This window comes from Brevundimonas sp. AVps31 (assembly GCF_058681355.1).
Map to the genome: position 1 here is coordinate 411263 of NZ_CM178736.1, position 18348 is coordinate 429610.

20 protein-coding genes are annotated in these 18348 nt (G+C 67.2%); 7 read left to right on the plus strand and 13 right to left on the minus strand.

The window, feature by feature from the left end; all coding sequences use genetic code 11:
* The first annotated feature begins 4 nt into the window (after positions 1-4).
* The 4 genes from ACW174_RS01925 (at position 5) to ACW174_RS01940 (ending at position 3878) form a co-directional block, all read left to right on the plus strand.
* Positions 5-1201 (plus strand): phosphoglycerate kinase, encoded by a 1197-nt coding sequence (locus ACW174_RS01925; protein WP_492016006.1) that lies wholly within the window; start codon positions 5-7, stop codon positions 1199-1201.
* Between the two features lie 12 nt (positions 1202-1213).
* A complete protein-coding gene (locus ACW174_RS01930) occupies positions 1214-1990 on the plus strand; it encodes a crotonase/enoyl-CoA hydratase family protein (protein WP_492016007.1) in 777 nt (258 codons plus the stop codon).
* Positions 1991-2073: 83 nt separating this feature from the next.
* Positions 2074-3099 (plus strand): class I fructose-bisphosphate aldolase, encoded by a 1026-nt coding sequence (locus tag ACW174_RS01935; protein WP_492016008.1) that lies wholly within the window; start codon positions 2074-2076, stop codon positions 3097-3099.
* On the plus strand, positions 3099-3878 hold the full coding sequence (locus ACW174_RS01940) for a hypothetical protein (RefSeq protein ID WP_492016009.1): 780 nt from the start codon (positions 3099-3101) through the stop codon (positions 3876-3878). Before ACW174_RS01935 ends, ACW174_RS01940 begins: the two co-directional genes overlap by 1 nt.
* 3 nt (positions 3879-3881) lie before the next feature.
* Here the strand turns inward: ACW174_RS01940 and ACW174_RS01945 are convergent, their stop codons facing one another.
* Positions 3882-4520, minus strand: a complete 639-nt coding sequence (locus ACW174_RS01945) for a DUF2799 domain-containing protein (RefSeq protein ID WP_492016010.1) — start codon at positions 4518-4520, stop codon at positions 3882-3884.
* A 96-nt stretch (positions 4521-4616) separates the two neighbouring features.
* Here ACW174_RS01945 and ACW174_RS01950 point away from each other — a divergent pair, with 96 nt between their 5' ends.
* From ACW174_RS01950 to rpoH, 3 genes are all read left to right on the plus strand, one after another.
* Positions 4617-5618 (plus strand): RluA family pseudouridine synthase, encoded by a 1002-nt coding sequence (locus ACW174_RS01950; RefSeq protein WP_492016011.1) that lies wholly within the window; start codon positions 4617-4619, stop codon positions 5616-5618.
* Between the two features lie 10 nt (positions 5619-5628).
* Positions 5629-5949, plus strand: a complete 321-nt coding sequence (locus ACW174_RS01955) for a GNAT family N-acetyltransferase (protein WP_492016012.1) — start codon at positions 5629-5631, stop codon at positions 5947-5949.
* A 197-nt stretch (positions 5950-6146) separates the two neighbouring features.
* Positions 6147-7031, plus strand: coding sequence for an RNA polymerase sigma factor RpoH (rpoH, locus tag ACW174_RS01960; protein WP_492016013.1), 885 nt, complete (start codon positions 6147-6149; stop codon positions 7029-7031).
* A 41-nt stretch (positions 7032-7072) separates the two neighbouring features.
* Here the strand turns inward: rpoH and ACW174_RS01965 are convergent, their stop codons facing one another.
* The 12 genes from ACW174_RS01965 to ACW174_RS02020 all read right to left on the minus strand — a co-directional run bounded on the left by ACW174_RS01965 (position 7073) and on the right by ACW174_RS02020 (position 18340).
* Positions 7073-7837, minus strand: coding sequence for a response regulator (locus tag ACW174_RS01965; RefSeq protein WP_492016014.1), 765 nt, complete (start codon positions 7835-7837; stop codon positions 7073-7075).
* Between the two features lie 114 nt (positions 7838-7951).
* On the minus strand, positions 7952-9247 hold the full coding sequence (locus ACW174_RS01970) for an adenylosuccinate synthase (protein WP_492016015.1): 1296 nt from the start codon (positions 9245-9247) through the stop codon (positions 7952-7954).
* Between the two features lie 72 nt (positions 9248-9319).
* Positions 9320-10483, minus strand: coding sequence for a phosphoserine transaminase (locus tag ACW174_RS01975; RefSeq protein ID WP_492016016.1), 1164 nt, complete (start codon positions 10481-10483; stop codon positions 9320-9322).
* Between the two features lie 6 nt (positions 10484-10489).
* A complete protein-coding gene (locus tag ACW174_RS01980) occupies positions 10490-11419 on the minus strand; it encodes a DnaJ C-terminal domain-containing protein (RefSeq protein WP_492016017.1) in 930 nt (309 codons plus the stop codon).
* A 67-nt stretch (positions 11420-11486) separates the two neighbouring features.
* A complete protein-coding gene (locus ACW174_RS01985; protein ID WP_492016018.1) occupies positions 11487-15212 on the minus strand; it encodes a baseplate multidomain protein megatron in 3726 nt (1241 codons plus the stop codon).
* Between the two features lie 11 nt (positions 15213-15223).
* Positions 15224-15667: an NlpC/P60 family protein gene (locus ACW174_RS01990; protein WP_492016019.1), complete on the minus strand. Its 444-nt coding sequence runs from the start codon at positions 15665-15667 to the stop codon at positions 15224-15226.
* A complete protein-coding gene (locus tag ACW174_RS01995; RefSeq protein WP_492016020.1) occupies positions 15664-16314 on the minus strand; it encodes a phage/gene transfer agent baseplate hub protein in 651 nt (216 codons plus the stop codon). The genes ACW174_RS01990 and ACW174_RS01995 overlap by 4 nt, the downstream gene beginning before the upstream one ends.
* A gap of 3 nt (positions 16315-16317) precedes the next feature.
* Complete coding sequence (locus ACW174_RS02000; protein ID WP_492016021.1) at positions 16318-16941, minus strand: phage distal tail protein, Rcc01695 family; 624 nt, start codon at positions 16939-16941, stop codon at positions 16318-16320.
* Positions 16941-17477, minus strand: coding sequence for a phage tail tape measure protein (locus ACW174_RS02005; protein WP_492016022.1), 537 nt, complete (start codon positions 17475-17477; stop codon positions 16941-16943). Before ACW174_RS02005 ends, ACW174_RS02000 begins: the two co-directional genes overlap by 1 nt.
* Complete coding sequence (locus tag ACW174_RS02010) at positions 17470-17646, minus strand: phage tail assembly chaperone (protein ID WP_492016023.1); 177 nt, start codon at positions 17644-17646, stop codon at positions 17470-17472. Before ACW174_RS02010 ends, ACW174_RS02005 begins: the two co-directional genes overlap by 8 nt.
* On the minus strand, positions 17643-17933 hold the full coding sequence (locus tag ACW174_RS02015) for a GTA-gp10 family protein (protein ID WP_492016024.1): 291 nt from the start codon (positions 17931-17933) through the stop codon (positions 17643-17645). Before ACW174_RS02015 ends, ACW174_RS02010 begins: the two co-directional genes overlap by 4 nt.
* Positions 17933-18340, minus strand: coding sequence for a phage major tail protein, TP901-1 family (locus ACW174_RS02020; protein WP_492016025.1), 408 nt, complete (start codon positions 18338-18340; stop codon positions 17933-17935). The genes ACW174_RS02015 and ACW174_RS02020 overlap by 1 nt, the downstream gene beginning before the upstream one ends.
* Between the last annotated feature and the right edge of the window lie 8 nt (positions 18341-18348).

Below are 18348 nucleotides of genomic sequence, written 5' to 3' on the forward strand. Positions count from 1 at the left end.
CACAATGACCTTCCGCACCCTCGACGACGCTCCCTCCCTCGCCGGCAAGACCGCGCTGGTTCGCGTGGACTTCAATGTGCCGATGGAGGCCGGGAAGGTGACCGAGGACACGCGTCTGCGCGTCGCCCTGCCGACGATCCAGAAGCTGCGGGACGCGGGGGCCAAGGTGGCGCTGCTGGCCCACTTCGACCGGCCCAAAGGCCAGCGCGTCGCGACCATGAGCCTCAAGCCGGTGGTCGAGCCGCTGGAGGTTTTGCTTGGCGCGCCGGTGCGGTTCGCCGACGACTGCGTGGGGGATGTCGCCAAGGCCGCCATCGCCGACCTGGACGCGGGCGGCGTGATCCTGCTGGAGAACGTGCGCTTCCACGCGGGCGAGGAAGCCAATGATCCGGCCTTCGCCGCGCAGCTGGCCGAACTGGGCGACATCTACGTCAACGACGCCTTCTCCGCCGCGCACCGCGCCCACGCCTCGACGGAAGGGTTGGCCCGGCTGCTGCCCGCCTATGCGGGCGAGTCGATGCGGCGTGAGCTGGACGCGCTGGATGCCGCGCTGGGCAACCCCCAGAAGCCGGTCCTCGGCATCGTCGGCGGCTCCAAGGTGTCGACCAAGCTGGACCTGCTGAAGAACCTCGTGGGTAAGCTGGACCGCCTCGCCATCGGCGGCGGCATGGCCAACACCTTCCTGCACGCGCAGGGGCACGACATCGGCGCGTCACTCTGTGAGAAGGACCTTGCCGACACCGCGCGTGAGATCATGACGGAGGCGAAGGCCAAGGGCTGTGAACTGCTGCTGCCGGTCGATGTGGTCACCGCCAAGGGCCTGACGGCCGGGGTGGAGCCGGACGTGCGCAGCCTCGACGCCGTGCAGGTCGACGACCGCATCCTCGACGCCGGTCCCGAGACCGTTGCTCGCCTGATCGCCGCCATGGACGCCTCGAAGACCCTGATCTGGAACGGACCGCTGGGCGTGTTCGAGGTGCCCCCGTTTGATCGCGCCACGGTGACGGCGGCGAAGCATGCCGCCGCACTGGCCAAGGCGGGCAAGCTGGTGGCCGTGGCCGGCGGCGGCGACACCGTCGCGGCCCTGCACCACGCGGGCGTCGCCGACGACATGACCTTCGTCTCCACCGCCGGCGGGGCCTTCCTGGAGTGGATGGAGGGCAAACCCCTGCCCGGCGTCGAAGCGCTGCAGGCCAGATAGGGAGCGGGCGGCATGGCCGGGACCATCACCATTGAGGATCGCGGCCACGTCCGCCTGATCGGCCTGAACCGGCCTGAGAAGCGCAACGCCTTCACCTTCGACATGCTGGCCGAACTGGCGCGGGCGTATACCGATCTGGCCGATGCGCCGGAGATCCGGTGCGGCGTACTGCACGCCCACGGCACGATGTTCACCGCCGGGCTCGATCTGGCCGATGTGGCGCCGCGCGTCTCCGCCGGCGACAGCATCACCGGCGGCGCCCGCATCGATCCTTGGGGGCTGTACGCCGAGCGCTGTCCCAAACCGATCGTGGTGGCTGTCCACGGCAAATGCCTGACGCTGGGGATCGAACTGGCTCTGGCCTCGGAGATCGTCGTGGCCGACCAGACTGCAACTTTCGCCCAGATTGAGGTGTCGCGCGGGATCTTCCCGTTCGGCGGCGCCACCATCCGAATGATGCAAGCCGGGGGATACCAGAACGCAATGCGCTGGCTGCTGACCGGCGATGAGTTCGGCGTCGAGGAAGCGCGCCACCTCGGTCTGGTTCAGGAGATCGTCGCACCGGGACAGGCGCTGGAGCGCGCTGTAGAGATCGCGCAACGCATCGCAGCGCAAGCGCCGCTGGGCGTCGCCGCGACTTTGAAGTCCGCTCGCCTTGCCCAGCGGGATTCCGAAGCCGCCGCGTCCACGATCTACGACGACGTCCGCGCCCTGATGAGCAGCGACGACGCCAAGGCGGCCGTGGTCGCCTTCGTAAACCGACAGACCCCGGTCTTCACCGGGCGCTGAAGCCCTCGCTGTAACAAGGCGTGATGACTTCGTCCGCGTTCGGCGCTATGCCGCACGCAAATCACCAACTCAGGGGAAATGCGATGGATCTGGCGGCTCTGAACCAAGTGGCCAATGCGATGGTCGCGCCCGGCAAGGGCATTCTCGCGGCTGACGAATCCACCGGCACGATCAAGAAGCGGTTCGACGCCATCGGGGTCGAGAACACCGAAGAGAACCGCCGCGACTATCGCGAGCTGATGTTCCGCGCCGAGCAGACCATGCGCGAGCACATCTCGGGCGTGATCCTGTTCGAGGAGACCCTGTACCAGGACGCCAGGGACGGCACGCCGCTGGTCGACATCATCTCGGCCGCCGGCTCAATCCCCGGCATCAAGGTGGACAAGGGTGCGTCCAAGATGGCCGGCTTCCCCGGCGAGACGGCGACCAAGGGCCTGGACGGTCTGTCGAAGCGCCTGCGCGCCCACTACGAGCGCGGCGCCCGCTTCGCCAAATGGCGCGGCGTCATCGACATCGCCGACGGCATCCCCAGCTGGGGCGCGATCAAGACCAACGCCCACGCCCTGGCCCGCTACGCCCGCATCTGCCAGCAGGAACAGATCGTACCGATCGTCGAGCCGGAAGTGTTGATGGACGGGTCGCACGACATCGCCCGCTGCGATGAAGTCACCCGTCAGGTTCTGCAGACCGTCTTCAACGAACTCGCAGAACAGCGCGTGGCGCTGGAGGGAATCATCCTGAAGCCGAACATGGTCATCTCGGGCAAGGGAAGCCTGCGTCAGGCCCCGGTCGAGGAAGTCGCGGAGCGCACCATCGCCGCGCTGAAGGCCACCGTGCCGTCGGCCGTCCCGGGCATCGCCTATCTTTCGGGCGGCCAGACCGACGAACAGGCCACCGCTCACCTCGACGCCATGAACCGCATCGGCGGCTTCCCGTGGAAGATGACCTTCTCCTACGGTCGCGCCCTGCAGGCCGCGCCGCAGCGCGCCTGGGCCGGCAAGGAAGAGAATGTGACCAAGGCGCAGGCCGCCTTCCACCATCGCGCCCGGATGAACGGTCTGGCCTCGCTGGGCCAGTGGGAAGCGAAGCTGGAAAAGAAGGCCGCGTGATGCGGGGGCTGTGCGCAGGCGCGGCGGCGTTGATCTTCGCCGCCGCACCTGCCACGGCCTTCGCCCACGAGAGCTTCTTCGCACAGGCAGGGCCTCTGGCCGCCGGACGGCCTATCCGGCTGATCCTCGGCTCCGGCGCTTTTCCCCTGGTGGAGACTGCGATCCGGCCTGATCGTGTCGCCCGCGTCCAGGCGCGCGCCTCGGACACCCTGCTGGCGCCGACCCTGTCGGGCGGCCCATCCGCTCTTCACCTCTCCCTCGACTGGCCCGGGACACGGCCTCCGCACCAGAACGGCGTGGTGGTCGCGGTCGACCTGCTGCCCCGAAACATCGAGGTCGGTCCGGAAGAGATCGATCACTACATGGACGAGGTCGGCGCACCGGCGGACATCGTCACAGTCGCTCGCGCCGTCGTCGCGCGCGATGGCGTCATGCGCGAAATCGAAACAAGGCGCCTGAAACTGATGGCGTGTATCGCCACCTGTGACGGCCTCGCCCCCGCCCGCCCTTTCGGTTCGACACTGGAATTCGTCGCCGCGGACGAGGCGTGGCAGTTGCTGGAGAATGGGCAGCCGCGTGTCGGGCAGGCCGTGTTCGTCACCACCGCCATGCAGGGACGGCAAAAGCTGACAACGGACCGGCTGGGACGTGTCCTGCTGCCCGCCGGCTTGACCGGACCGATCCTGCTCAGCGCTGCGGTGCTGACCCCGCCGGCCGGACCAAACGATCGTTTCACCAGCGAATGGGCGACCCTGACGCTGGATGCGTCTGTCCGCTAAGCCTCACCAGGCCCCGTACTGGCGCTGGAAGTGATAGCGCACGTCGCGCGCCTCACGCTCCGCATCGTCGATCGCGCGTTGAGCCCGGCGCCAGTCGCGCTCGGTGTCCTCGCGCTCGCGTCGGATTTCCTGGATACGATTGCGGATCTGCTCGCGTTGTTCATCGGTGAGGCCGTCCGCGCGCGCCTCACGCTGCTTGGCGACAATCTTGTCGTCCAACTCGGCCAGCCTGCCGCCGAGCCGGTCGACTTCGCTACGCGCGGACGAGACGGCTTGCTCTGCCGCATAGACCAGTTGGCCGTCCCGATAGGCGGGCAGGAATTCGCCCTCCAGATCGCGGGGGCAAACGCCGGCGTAGGCTGCGCCGGCCCGGCCCTGCACGAAGCCGTTCGGGAGGGTGCAGTAACGCATCACGCCCTGGGCCCAGCCCTGACGATAGGCGGCGTCATCCGGCGTGATTCCGTGCTTGGAGCAGGCCTCGGCATGTTCGCCCAAACGACTTTGGGCATAGCCGGCGGCCCCGTCCGCGAACCCCTTTCCGGACCAGTCGCCGACGACACACTCTTCCTCGCTCATCGTGGCGCAACTGCCCAGCAAGGTACCGGCGACGATCAAGGTGACGCTGAAAATCGCGGTGCGCATGACATCCTCCCGGGGACCAATGATATTCTACTTTATAGTGAAGCTTGATCCAAGCCGGTTTGACCGGCGCCGCCCGGCCCATGCTAGACGTGCCGTGTGTCCGACGAACCCCCGCTGACGGAAGACGATGAGGCGACGGTGCTTGAAGCCCGCGTGGACCTCGCGGGCGTGCGCCTCGACAAGGCGCTGGCCGAAGCCTTTCCGACCCTTTCGCGGGCCCGGTTGCAGGCCCTGCTGGCCGAAGGAGTGGTCACGTTCGAAGGCGAGCCCGTCACCAGCGGATCAGCCAAGGCGCGGGCGGGGCTGTATCGTGTCGCCCTGCCTCCGGTCGCCCCCGCCACGCCGCGGGCTGAATCCATTCCGCTGACGGTTCTCTACGAAGACGCAGACCTGATCGTCATAGACAAGCCGGCGGGCATGGCCGCCCACCCGGCGCCGGGCAACGAGACCGGCACCCTGGTCAATGCCCTGCTGGCCCACTGCGGCGATAGCCTGTCCGGGATCGGCGGGGTGGCCCGTCCCGGCATCGTCCACCGGCTGGACAAGGACACCTCGGGCGTCATGGTCGCCGCCAAGACGGATCGCGCGCACGCCGGCCTGTCCGCCCTGTTCGCCACCCACGACATCGAGCGCACCTACATCGCCCTGACCCGCGGCGCGCCCAGCCCTGCGCGCGGCAGGATCGAGACCCAGATCGGCCGGTCATCGTCGGACCGGAAGAAAATGGCGGTGCTGAAGTCGGGCGGACGCAACGCCATCACCGACTATGTTGTCGGACGCACCTTCGGTGAGCCTCAGAGGGCCGGCGGCGCGCCTTTGGCTGCGCACGTCGCCTGCACCCTGCACACCGGACGAACGCACCAGATCCGGGTCCATCTGGCGTCCAAGGGCTCCCCCATCCTCGGAGATGCGGTCTATGGATCCGGAAGCCCGGCTGCCCCGGTGCGCACCGCCATCGCCGAAGCCGGCTTGGCCCGGCAGGCGTTGCACGCGGCCGTGCTCGGCTTCGTCCATCCCGTCACCGGCGAGGCCCTGCGGTTCGAAACCGAGCCGCCCGCCGATATGCGGACCCTCGAAGCACTTCTCGCCACCCTCTGAGGCCCATCAGATGCTCGATCCCGAAATCCACGATAACGTCGAAGCCAAGCGTTACGAGCTGCCTGTCGAAGGCGAGATCGCCGTGGTGACCTATAACCTGTCGCCGCCCAACCTGATGATCACCGAGACCCTGGTCCCGCAAAAACTGGAAGGCCGGGGCATCGCCAGCCGAATGGCCAGACATGTGTTGGCCGACGCGCGCGAGCGGTCTTCTGATCCTGCCTGTCTGCCCGTTTTTCTCCAGCTATCTGCAAAAACACCCCGAACACGTCGACGTCGTTCACCCGACCTATCGGCAGATTTTGGGCCTCTGAAAGTCAGTCTTGATTAAAGACTGACTGTGCGCTATACGGAGCCTCGTTCGGTGCAGTGGCGCCGGGGCAACGGTCACGCTTTCGTGTGACGATCCGCCTCTGACAAAAGCGGAAACCCGACCCTATTTCATCGGTTGAGGGGTGAGGCGACGGTGCACATTCGGTGGCCGTCTCCGTTGGACCCGCTCGGAATATGGTCGGAGGGACCAGACTAATGGCTAACAGTACGCTCGCGGTGATGTCGCCTGAACAAGGCCTGTCGCGCTATCTCACGGAAATCCGCAAGTTTCCGATGCTGGCAAAGGACGAAGAGTTCATGCTGGCCAAGCGCTGGACCGAGCATCAGGACCCGGAAGCCGCCCACCGCCTCGTGACCTCGCACCTTCGTCTCGTGGCCAAGATCGCCATGGGGTATCGCGGCTACGGCCTGCCGATCGGCGAAGTGATCTCGGAGGGCAACGTCGGCCTGATGCAGGCCGTGAAGAAATTTGATCCGGACAAGGGTTTCCGCCTGGCCACCTATGCCATGTGGTGGATTCGCGCCTCGATCCAGGAATACATCCTGCGCAGCTGGTCGCTCGTGAAGATGGGCACGACCGCCGCGCAGAAGAAGCTGTTCTTCAACCTTCGCAAGGCCAAGAGCCAGATTTCGGCCTTCGAGGAAGGCGACCTGCACCCCGATCACGTCGAGATCATCGCCACCAAGCTGGGCGTGACCAACGAGGACGTCATCAGCATGAACCGTCGTCTCGGCGGCGACTCCTCGCTGAACGCGCCCATCCGGTCGGACGGCGAAAGCGAGTGGCAGGACTGGCTGGCGGATGACACGGCGGTCTCGCAAGAGACGGCGCTGGCGGAGAGTGAGGAGAAGTCGCTTCGCATGGGCCTGCTGCAGGAAGCCATGCAGGAACTGACCGACCGCGAGAAACACATCCTGACCGAACGCCGCCTCAAGGACGACCCGGTCACGCTGGAGGAACTCGCCGGTGAGTATGGCGTCAGCCGCGAACGCGTTCGCCAGATCGAGGTGCGCGCCTTTGAGAAGCTGCAGAAGGCCATGCGCGCCGCGGCTGAAGAGCGGAATCTCGTCAACGCCTGATCCGCGGATTCGCGATCAAGAACTAAAGAAGGCGGGCTGGTTCAGCCCGCCTTTTTCATGGGCTCGGCCTGATGCATGGCCAGCAGGGCGCCGATCGGCGCGGACAGGGTTTCCTTGCTGCCGGGGCCAGAGGCTAGGCTGACTTCCAGAGCGCCCACCGCCACGACAAGTCGCGTGTCCGCCAGCTTCATCGCGACCGCCTTCAACGCGCCCGCCTGTTCGCGGATGGCCCGCACGGCCTGCATCGGGTCCTGATCGAACTGGTTCAGCGCCGAGGCCAGGATTCGCATCGCCTGATCCTTGGCTGCGTCGATGGCGGCCGCGCCAGTGGTGCCGCGATCTCCCTTGCGCTTGGCCGGACCAGTGTATTCGCCAGAGTTGAAACGTCGCCGGTCCGGGCCGACATAGCCAACGGCCTCGATCCAGTCGCGGGGCTTCAGGGCGACGTTCTCGACCCGTTTCAGCAGGTCGCCGCTGGTAAAAGGCTTGCGCAGGAACTCATGCACGCCGGAGTCCCGGGCGCCGAGTATGGTGGTGGCTGTGGCCTCCGCCGTCACCATGATGATCGGCGCGCGGCGGCAATCCATGTCAGAGCGACGAATGCGGCGCGACAGGCTTTCGCCGTCCAGACCCGGACCGGTGCGTTCCGTGAACACGATCCCCGGTTCCAAGGCCGCGGCAGCCTTCAGAGCGCGCGCATCATCGGATTCGACGATGATATCGCGCGCGCCCAACGCCTTGACGATATCCGTCAGCAGCCGCGCGGCATGCGGGTTGGGGTCCACGATCAGGACACGCTTCGTCACCGGCTCTATCCGGGCGAGGATGCGACGATCAATAGCGAACAAGGGCGAAACTCCTCAGGTCCGCCCGGTATGACTGGTCAGTGTTAAATAGCGTTGAACGCTAAGGGCTTCCACCTAACCCAGGAAAGGATCGCGCATCAGGATGGTGTCATCCCGCTCCGGGCTGGTCGACAGCAGGGCGACGGGGGCGCCGATCAGTTCCTCGATACGACGGACGTATTTGATCGCATTGGCGTTGATGTCCTTGAAGCTGCGGACCCCGACCGTGCTTTCGCTCCAGCCTTCCAGTTCCTCAAACACAGGCTCGGCGGCGGCCTGATCCTTCAGGCTGGAGGGCAGGTAGTCCAGAACCTCCCCGTTGACCCGGTAGCCGACGCAGATCTTCAGCGTCTCCAGCCCGTCCAGAACGTCCAGCTTGGTCAGGGCGATGCCGTCGATGCCGTTTATCGCCACGGACTGACGCACCAGAACGGCGTCAAACCAGCCGCAGCGACGGGCGCGTCCTGTGTTCACACCGACTTCCCGGCCGACGGTCGCCAGATGCTCGCCGACGGCGTCATTGAGCTCGCAGGCGAACGGCCCCTCACCTACGCGCGTTGTGTAGGCCTTCACGATGCCGAGCACATAGCCGACGCCGCGCGGACCGATGCCCGAACCGGCTGCGGCCTGTCCCGCTACGGTATTGGAGCTGGTCACATACGGATAGGTGCCGTGGTCGACGTCGAGGAAAGCGCCTTGAGCGCCCTCGAACAGCACGCGTTTGCCGGTCTTCTGCGCCTGGTCAAGCACGCGCCAGGCGGCCTTCACGTAAGGCAGAATCTTCGGCGCGATCTCTAGCAGTTGGCTCAACAGGATTTCAGGATCGATCGGCTCCAGCCCCAGACCCGCGCGCAGCGGGTCGTGGTGCGAGCGCAGGCGCTCGATCTTGACCTTCAGGTCATCGACATTGGCCAGATCGCAAACCCGAATGGCGCGACGGCCCACCTTGTCTTCATAGGCCGGCCCGATGCCGCGGCCGGTCGTGCCGATCTTGGCCCCCGGCGCGCTGGCGGCCGCCTCGCGCGCCACGTCCAGCGCCGGATGGATCGGCAGGATCAGGCAGGCGTTGTCCGCGACCGTCAGGATGTCCGGGGTGATGGCCACGCCCTGGGCCTGGATCTTCTCGATCTCGCCGACCAGATGCCAGGGATCGACGACGACGCCGTTCCCGATGATCGACGGCTTGCCTTGCACCACGCCGGACGGCAGCAAAGCCAGCTTGTAGACCTTGCCGTCAACGACCAGCGTATGGCCGGCGTTATGACCGCCCTGGAACCGAACAACCATGTCGGCGCGGTTCGACAGCCAGTCGACGATCTTGCCCTTGCCCTCGTCACCCCATTGGGCGCCGACCACTGCAACATTCGCCAAGGTTCACTCTCCGCCGATCCGGTTTCCGGAATGCGGGCGCAGCCTATAGCCGGGGAATCGGGCGGTGTCCCGTCAGTCGGCGGAATATTCCGCCATTGCCGTCGCGAAGGCCCAATCCAGCCAAGGCGTCAGGGCTTCAATATCGGCCACATCGACGGTGCAGCCGCACCAGATTCGCAGGCCGGCCGGGGCATTGCGATGCCCCTCGATGTCAAAGGCCGCCCCTTCGTCCTCGACCAGCGCCTTCATCCGGGTCACGAGGTCGCGCCGCGCTTTGTCATCCATGGCGTCAACCCGTGGATCGACGAACTTCAGACAGACGGACGTTGTTGAGCGGACCTCGGGGGTTTCGGCCAGATATTCGACCCACGGCGTCTTCGAGACCCACTGATCCAGCACGGCCGCATTGGCCTGCGTCCGCGCGATCAGCGCATCCAGACCGCCGATCGAAAGACCCCACTCGACCCCGTCGATCCAGTCTTCCAGCGTCCAGACCGAGAAGGTGTTCACCATCGACCCGGTCGCCAGCAGGCGGTCAAACCCCTTGTTATCGCGCAGACGCAGGACCTTGGGCACCGGGCGCGGCGGCTCGTAGTGATCCAGTCGCTCTACCGCGCGTGGCGACAAGGCCGCGACGCCCAGTCCCGCTTCTCCCCCCAGCGCCTTCTGGAAGCTGAAGGTCACAACATCTAGCTTCTCGAACGGCAGCGGCATGGCGAAAGCCGCCGAGGTGGCGTCGCAGATCACGATCCCTTCGCGCCTGGTCGCCAGCCAATCCGCCCCCGGCGCCTTTACGCCCGAGGTGGTGCCGTTCCAGGGAAAGACCAAGTCCTTCTTCGGATCGACCTTCGAGACGTCCGGAAATTCCCCCCACGGCGCCGTCAGAACCTCGGGCTCCAGCTTCAGGTGCGTCTTCGCATCCGTCGCCCAGACCTTGCCGAAATTTTCAAAGGCCAGAACCTGGACGGGCCGCTCGCCGAGCATCGACCACATGGCCGCTTCCACCGCGCCCGTGTCGGAGCCCGGGACATAGACGAGCACCCAGTCCGCCGGAACCTGGAGAAGGTCTCGCGTCAGCTTCAGGCCATGGGCGAACCGCGCCACCACTTCCGGCGCCCGGATGCCTCGTCCCAGCAGGTCGTGCGGGATCGCCTGCGACGACCACCCGGGCCGTTTGGCGGTCGGACCTGAGGAAAACCACGGGCGGGCAGGCTTGGCGTTAGGCTTGTTGTTCATCCCGACCTAGTCCCGGAACGGCCGGATCGGCCCCTCATCCCGCGCCTTTTGCGCCAGCCTGGTCAGCGCCTCATCGCCTTCGGGCAATATAATCATCAGCTTGGCCAGCAGGTCGCCCCGTTTGCCATTGGCGAAGGCGCCCCGACCTTTCAGACGCAGAACCTTGCCGGAGCTGGAGCCCGCCGGAATGGTCATGCTGACCGTGCCTTCCGGCGTCCTCAAGGGCACCTTGCCGCCGAGTACGGCATCATACAGCGGCACCGGCTGATCCATCGTGAGGTCTGAGCCATCGCGCGTAAAGACGGGATGCGGCGCCAGCTTCAGTTCGATAAGCGCATCGCCGCTCTCGCCACCGCGACCCGGCATGCCCTGCCCCTTGAGACGAATGGTCTGGCCATCACCGGCGCCCTTCGGAATGGCGACGTCCAGCGTGCGGCCGTCCGAAAACTGGATACGCCGCGTGGCGCCTGAAATGGAGTCCTCGAGACTGATCTCGAGAGTCGCCCGAACATCCTGCCCCTTTGCCGGCGCAGCGCTACGCGCACCGGGACGGGCGCCGCCGCTGAACATGCCGCCGAAGATTTCGTCCAGGTCGATGTTTTCGAAACCGCCGCGCGCGCCGCCGCTCTGGCCGAAGGGACCTTGGCCGAAGCCGCCGCCGGGGCCGCGCCCACCGCCCGCGCCGCTCCCGCCGAAACCGCGGAACTGCTCGCGTCCGTCCGCGTCGATCTCACCCCGGTCAAACTTGGCGCGCTTGTCCTTGTCGCCGACGATATCGAAGGCCGCCGTCACGCGCTTGAAGCGCTCGTCCGCTTCCTTGTTGCCCGGGTTCTTGTCGGGATGAAGCTCCTTGGCGAGCTTGCGGAACGCCTTCTTGACCTCGTCCTGGCTCGCGCCCCGGGCCACGCCCAGTTCCTTGTAGGGATCGCCCGCCACGTTCTGGTCCGCTCCTGCTTTAGCTGCCGAGCATTTCAGTTAGGCCATCCGGCGGATTCCGCAAACCTCATCCAACGTTTCCAGGACCGATTTGCAAGGTTACGCCTGCGGACTGCCCCCATCCGTAACGATCACCCCATTGCGCGACCTCCGCGATGACGTCTCCGGCCAAACCCTCCGGGAAGTCGGTCGCGACATCGGCGGCGGAATAGGAGGCCCTGCAATCATCGGCATCCAGGACGCGGACTGCGAACCCTTCGTGGAGGATGCGGACCCGGAACCGTACCGGTGCGACGGGATCTTCCTCGTCCCAGACATCGCCGCCAATGTTCGACCGGGCAATCCAGCAGAAATCATAACGGCCGTCGTTCCGCTTCCCGACCCGCAGATGCGCCGGGCTCCAGGGACGGTAGTGTGCACCCGTGGCCGTCCACTCCAGATCCGCGACGCGCGCTCCGCCCGACAGCCCGGTCGGCCCTGCCCGCCAGATCAGGGGCAGGCCGCGCTCCGCCGGTGACGACGACGCACGCAGGGGCTCGTCGAGAAACACCACGACGGCTCCCGCCGTACTTCCGGCCCGCATGGCGGCCTCGGTGCCCTGCTGCCCCCGAAGCAATCCGGACAGCCGCCAGACATTACTCCCGACAAGCTCAGCACGACGGAACTGGATCACTTCCCAGCCCGCCACGGTCTCGACCGCCAGGGCGTTGCCGCCCGCAAGCACCCCCGGAACACTTTGGCTCGTCGGGGGCGCGCCCTCGACACGAACCATCAGGCTGTTCACCTGGTCCCAACGATGTCGCGGCCCGGCCTGAAGAGACGCCGTCAGCGTCGCCACCGTTGTGGAACGGACGGCATCAGCTCGAACAGTCAGGGCGTCCGGGGAGGGACCTGCTCGCACCTGCATCGCTGTCCACGGATGTCCTGCCACGACGGCCAACGGTCGCCCGTCGTCCTCGGAGCCCGGCAGCGGAGGAAGGTCGATCATCCTGAAGAACGGCGCGCCGGCGATTTCGCCGCCCGGTGCAGGCGTCGGGAGGTCATCCTCTGCAACGAGCGACACGACATTCCGGGGCTCAAGCGTCGCGACCGCCTGTTCAGCAAACTCAAGGCCGGTCACGCACCACTCACCGGCCAGATGATCGACGGTAACGCAGTCGCCCGGCTCCAGCGTCAATCCCTGCACCGGGCCGAGGGTTACGGTCGCGCGCTGGCCGGCGCCCGCCTTGAGCACGCGTGCCGCCGCCGCTTTCGCTACTCCCGGGCCGCACACCGCAGGCAGATCCAGATCTATCGTTCCGCCGTCCCCTGCCTGACGCACCAGCGCCGATCCGGTCTGGTAGTCCCTGGCGCCGTCGATGAACCGCACGCGTGCGGTGACGGGACGCGCATCCAGTTGACGGTCCGTGCGCACGGCCTGTCCGTCGTCAGCCAGAGCCATCGCATCAGTCGACAGTACGAACGTCGGCTCGGGATCACCAAGGACCGCGACGCCCCCGCCGCGTTCCGTCATCCGCAACCCCAAACCCGCCAGCAGGGGCGCCAAGGCGTCGCGCGTCGGCATGGGGCGATCAATGACATAGCCCTGCACTTCGCCTTCGAAAGCGCCGATCTCGAACGCTTCAACACCGCCGCGCCGCAGGATGGCGGCGATCAAATCCCGCGTCTCGCCATCCAGTCTTCCGTTCAACCAGTGTCCGCAACGCCAGGCTTCGGCATCAGCCCAGACGTCGCTGAACGCCGGAAAGTCCGGCCACGGTCGCGCGTCCCAGCACCAGACGTCGGCCGCGTCCAGCATCGGCCCACCGTAGACGGCGGAGATGGGGTTGTTCGTTTCAAAATGTTCCAGCACCGCGTCCAGTGCGCGCCGCTGCATCCGGTCATCGCGTACGCCACTGGAAAACGGGGGCAACCCGCTCTCGGCGCTCTTGGGATCCAGGAACAGATTGGGCGCATTCGCGCCCCGGTCGACGGCCGCGCAGCCGAACTCGGTCAGCCTCACGGGCTTCATTCCCGGGATCCAGGACGTCGGCTGGCTGCTCCGTTCACCGCCGACCCGCTCATGGTGCGGAAGGCTCCACCACCCCACCAAATCCTTCACACGATAGATCCAGTCCTCGCCATGAGCGCTGTCGACGATCGGCGTCCGTGTCTGGGCGAGACGGTCCGCTTCACTGGCATAGAACCACTCGAAGCCCTCGCCACCGGCGACCTGCGACGCCAAGTACCCGGGATCGGTCGGACCGGCCCAGATGTCGCTGTCCAGGCCGCCGCCGTCCGCCCGCCAATCGCCCAGTGGCGGATACCAGTCGATGCCGACGTAATCGATGTTCGCATCCGACCACAGGGGATCCAGATGGAACCTGACCTCCTCATCCTGGCGCAGGCCCGCATACTCGGACCAGTCCGCCGCATAGGACAGCTTCACGTCCGGCCCGACGACGGCGCGGCATTCGGCGGCGAGCGCGCGAAAGGCGGCCACAGCCGGAAAGCCGCCGGCCTGATCGCGCGTCAAGTTCAGTCCACGCATCTCCGAACCGATCAGCAGCCCATCGGCGCCGGTCTCCGCCACCAGGGCGGCATAGTGCAGCGCCAGACGTCGCAGCCCCCATCCGGCGGCGCTTCCGAACACGGCGCCCACATCCGCGTCAGCCCTCTCGCCATCCCGGCCCCGAAGCCGTCCGCGCCAGGGATAGGGCGGCTGTGCGCCCATGCCGTCCGGATCAGGCAGGCCATTATCGACCGGCACGTCCATGAAAACGAACGGATACAGCGTGACTTCCAGCCCCCGACGCTTCAGCTCGGCGATCGCCTGCCGCACACTGTCGTCCGACGGCGTTCCTCCATAGGCCGGGCCGCCGCCGGAGCCGGAGATCAGATGCGCTTCGCTCCGATCCAGCCCCGCCACGGACCAGGTCAGCGGCGCGGTCGGCTTCCCGGCGCGGTCCACACCGGGACGGATGCGGCAATGGTCGGCGCGCAGATCATCTCCGAACCAGCCGATGACCAGACTGACCCGTTTCAGGTTCGGCGCCTGGGCCTGCAGCAGGTCGAGCGACTTCAGGATATCTGGCCGACCACCCCCGCCATGCACATTCTCGGGCATGGTCCGGGTCAGACCTTCCCGCCGCATGACCGGCTCGGTCGCCAAGGTGAACTCACCCGCGCCCGGTATCAGGCATACACCTTCCAGCCGGTCTTCAAGACGGTACGTATCCCCCCTTGAACGTCGAAAGACCTCGAAGGCCAGTTGCGGGACGCGATTGCCATAAGGGCCGAGCGGAAGGTCCTCGAACACGACATAGGCCGTGCCACGGTAAGCGGGCGCCTCGCCTTCCACGGCTTCGATCAACGGATCCGGCGCCTGTGTCTCACCACCCTCGTGGACCCGCAGCGTGACTCCCGACAGATCCATTGGCTGGCCGTCCGCCCAAATCCGTCCGATGCCGTCGATCCGGCCCTCGCAAAGCGCAACCGCGAAGCTGAGCGAGTATCCGAACTCGACCGTTCGCGGACTGCTTTTTCCCGCCGATGTCGTTCGCCGATCCTCCCGAAAGCGAGCGGCCCAGATCACCTGCCCGGTCACCCGCGCGCGTCCCAGCACGCAGGCCATCGGCGCGCCCTCGGCGGTTCCCTGCAGCTTCAGTCCATCCAGCCTCGGTCCGCGCTGACGCGCGGGCTCGAGGCTCGAGATCACCGCCTGATCAATGCCTCGGCCGATCATGCTGCCGATCATTGCGCCGGGTGCGCCGCCCACAGCCTGGCCGATCCCACTCAGCACCACCTGCGCCATGCGCGTTCTCCTCAGTCTTCCGCTGTCGTGCCGGGCCAGGCGAACGCCGCCACCAGCCGTGCGCGCCACCAGCGCCCCATCCAGCTCTCGACGACGCATCGTCCCCAGTAGGCGTGGATCATCCGCCCCTCGCCCCCGGCCTCGCTCAGAACGGCGCAGTGTTTGGCGGCCGCCCCGGAGACCATGCGGAACAGCAGCACATCACCGGCCTTCGCCTCGGCGACCGGGATTTCCACCAGCCACCGGCGCGCGGCCGCCCAGAGCGTCTCTTCGCCGCCCGCCTCGGCCCAGTCCGAACCGTAGGCCGGCGGAGGCTCCGGCTCTTCGCCCAGCATTTCGCGCCACAGCCCCCGGACAAGGCCCAGGCAGTCCGCGCCTTCGCCCTTCACGCTGGCCTGATGTCGATAGGGTGTTCCGATCCAGTCGCGCGCCGCCGCCAGAACCCGGGTCCTCACCGCCGGCTCCCGCCGTCGTTCCGGCCGCTGGCCGCCGGGACTACGGTCAGGAAGTCGTCACCGGGGATGTCAGGGAAGCCTCGAAACCGCGCGCCGTTGTTGAACCGCTCGACGCAGGTGGTCCAGCGTCGGTCGCAGGTCAGGCCGGGATAGGCCGAACGCTCGACGCCGCAGCGTGCGTCCCCCAGCTCCGCTTCGCAATCGCGCCCGAAGGTGCGGCCGACCACCCTGTCCAGCGCGGCCAGAGGTCCCTCGATGTCTGCGACGAAGCCAAGCCCTTCACGACGGACCCGCGCCACACCGCCGCGCCAGAGAAGCAGTTTCAGATCGGGTCTCGCCCAGTCGATCCGCCACAGCTGGACCCGCGCGCCATCGTAGATCCCGGCGTCGATATCGTCCGGGGTGATCCCATCGTCATCCAGGCCGCCGGCGACCGACAATCCACCAACATCCCCGGTCCGGGCCTCGCTCGCCCCACCGGTCCAGCCACTGCCCGCCCGACAGCATGCGCCGTCCACGACCAGATCACGATCGTGGTCCGTGAACCCCAGCGTGACGCCATCCAGACGCGTGAGCAGCCAGACATGACACAGCGTCGCCGCCCCGCTTTCGATGCGGGCGGCCATCTCCCCCGGAATCTGGCGCATGCTTCAGATCCTGATCTCGATAAGCGGCACCGCCGCCATTCGCCCGGCCTCGAAGCTCTCGAGCGTCACTTCGATGCGATCGGAATCGAATCTCACCGGCGTATCGAACTCGAACCCTGCCGAGATCCGCGCGCCCGGGGCGGGCGCGGTTTGCAGCATCACCTCTCCCGTCGCACTGTCGACGCTGAAAGCCGTTGTCTCGATGCCGTCGATGGCCAGACGCACCGTCCCCTCCACAGGCTTCCGAACGATGCGCCTCCAGGCGTCGGCGCCCTCGCCATAGATCTTGCCCAGTGCGAACACCGTACGCGCGCCATCTCCTGCGCCGAGCACCTGATCGCCCGGCCCGACCGCAGACCCCGGCGCGCAGGATTTGAAATCCGCGAAGTCCCGGAACCGAAATCCGAACAGGCGCCCCCGGCGCGCCTCGAAGAAGGCGGTCAGCGTCGCCATGTCATCCAGGGACCTCAGGTTCGCGCCGATCAGATAGCGCCGCCGTCCATCGGCCCAGGGCGTCGAGCGGCGCTCGTATCCCGAGCCGAGGGTGACCACCTCCGTCCGGCGCTCCACGCCGCCGGTCGATCCGAACGCCAGACGCGCCGGCAGGCTCACGTCATGAAACGCCATCAGCCTCTCCTCGCCCCCAGAGCCACCGCCCGGGCCAGCATTTGCGCGATCTGCGCCTCGGACCTCAGCAAGGCCGGCGCGCCGCCGTCGATACGGACATTCACGGTCACGCCTCCGCCGCCGGTGGGTTCGACGACCCCCGGCCCGGAGGGCCGGAACACTTCCGGTCCCCGCTCACCGACGAGGTAAGCGCCGCCGCCCGCGACCACCCCGCCGTCCGCGCGACTGCCGGAAAACATGTTCCCGACCGCGCTGGCGATGGCGTTCGACAGTCCGCCTGAAGTCCCTGCGCCTGCACCGCCCGCGCTGTTCACCGCCGCCAGAACAGCGCGCGCCAGCTCGGCCATCGTGATCTCGCCGTCGGCGGCGGCCCGCCCCAGCGAACGCGCGAGGCCCTCCGCCGCTCGACCGAAAGAGTCCTCGATAGACGCTGCCGCCCGCTCCGCCGGTTCCCGCAAACTTTCCAGCGCAGCAGCGGCTTCAGCTACCCGCTGGGGCACGGAATCCAGCCCCTCTGGTTTGAAGGTCTCACTCATCCGGCCACGCCTCCGTCAATCGTTCGAATGCATCCCGTCCCATCGGTTCAGGCCCACCCGGTGGCTTCGTCAGCATCCGCCATTCCCTCAGGGACAGCGCCCAGAAGGCCGCCGGCGGGACGCCCGCCCCCAGGGCGAGGCGCAGCATGCCGCTCCAGGGCGTTTTCATTCCGTCGCCGCGGCGAACCCTCGGGCCACAGCCTCCGCCGCATCTCTCGGGTTGATGGAAGCCTCGCGGACCCGGTCCGCCAGCGCGACTTCACCCCCGCCGCGCAGCAGGGCCGCCAGCACGACGATCAAATCGCGCGCCGAGAGCGCCCGCATTCGCTCGGCCAGCCCATCCAGCCCCTCGATTCCCAGACCCGTCTCGATCTCGGCCAGCGCGCCCAGCGTCAGGCACAGACACCGGTCTTCGCCGCCCAGCCGCGCGCTCACCTCGCCCCGGACCCCGTTCATCACAGCGCCTCGAAAGTGATCTCGCCGGCGCTGGCCAGGCTGATTGCGAACGTCGCCTCCCCCTCATGCTCGCCGGCGTACTCCAGCGCGGCGACCAGAAACGGCCCTTCCAGCTGCCCGAAGTCGGGCACGATCAGCCGCCATGTTTTCGCGGCCTGACTGAAGAAGGCTTCACGGATCAGGGCATCGGACGCCGCGTCCCGGAATATGCCTTGGCCGTTCACCGCCGCCGACCGCACGCCCGCGCCGGAGAGCAGTTCCCGCCATCGCCCGGCGCTGTCCCCATCGGTGGCGTCCACGGTCCGGGCGTTCAAGGCGATGGTGCGGGCCCTCAGTCCCGCCACGGTGACAAAGCCGCCCTCCTGTTCGATCTTCAGCAGGATGTCCTTGCCGCGTTGCGCGCTCATGGGAATCT

What these genes read in the sequence shown, in the direction of transcription:
- ACW174_RS02015 (WP_492016024.1), bottom strand. Translation starts at nt 17,933, where the DNA reads ATGAACGGGGTCCGGGGCGAGGTGAGCGCGCGGCTGGGCGGCGAAGAC.
- ACW174_RS01985 (WP_492016018.1), bottom strand. Translation starts at nt 15,212, where the DNA reads ATGGCGCAGGTGGTGCTGAGTGGGATCGGCCAGGCTGTGGGCGGCGCA.
- ACW174_RS01930 (WP_492016007.1), top strand. Translation starts at nt 1,214, where the DNA reads ATGGCCGGGACCATCACCATTGAGGATCGCGGCCACGTCCGCCTGATC.
- ACW174_RS01940 (WP_492016009.1), top strand. Translation starts at nt 3,099, where the DNA reads ATGCGGGGGCTGTGCGCAGGCGCGGCGGCGTTGATCTTCGCCGCCGCA.
- ACW174_RS01925 (WP_492016006.1), top strand. Translation starts at nt 5, where the DNA reads ATGACCTTCCGCACCCTCGACGACGCTCCCTCCCTCGCCGGCAAGACC.
- ACW174_RS02020 (WP_492016025.1), bottom strand. Translation starts at nt 18,340, where the DNA reads ATGAGCGCGCAACGCGGCAAGGACATCCTGCTGAAGATCGAACAGGAG.
- ACW174_RS01975 (WP_492016016.1), bottom strand. Translation starts at nt 10,483, where the DNA reads ATGAACAACAAGCCTAACGCCAAGCCTGCCCGCCCGTGGTTTTCCTCA.
- ACW174_RS01945 (WP_492016010.1), bottom strand. Translation starts at nt 4,520, where the DNA reads ATGCGCACCGCGATTTTCAGCGTCACCTTGATCGTCGCCGGTACCTTG.
- ACW174_RS02010 (WP_492016023.1), bottom strand. Translation starts at nt 17,646, where the DNA reads ATGAAAACGCCCTGGAGCGGCATGCTGCGCCTCGCCCTGGGGGCGGGC.
- ACW174_RS01955 (WP_492016012.1), top strand. Translation starts at nt 5,629, where the DNA reads ATGCTCGATCCCGAAATCCACGATAACGTCGAAGCCAAGCGTTACGAG.
- ACW174_RS01935 (WP_492016008.1), top strand. Translation starts at nt 2,074, where the DNA reads ATGGATCTGGCGGCTCTGAACCAAGTGGCCAATGCGATGGTCGCGCCC.
- ACW174_RS01995 (WP_492016020.1), bottom strand. Translation starts at nt 16,314, where the DNA reads ATGCGCCAGATTCCGGGGGAGATGGCCGCCCGCATCGAAAGCGGGGCG.
- ACW174_RS02000 (WP_492016021.1), bottom strand. Translation starts at nt 16,941, where the DNA reads ATGGCGTTTCATGACGTGAGCCTGCCGGCGCGTCTGGCGTTCGGATCG.
- rpoH (WP_492016013.1), top strand. Translation starts at nt 6,147, where the DNA reads ATGGCTAACAGTACGCTCGCGGTGATGTCGCCTGAACAAGGCCTGTCG.
- ACW174_RS02005 (WP_492016022.1), bottom strand. Translation starts at nt 17,477, where the DNA reads ATGAGTGAGACCTTCAAACCAGAGGGGCTGGATTCCGTGCCCCAGCGG.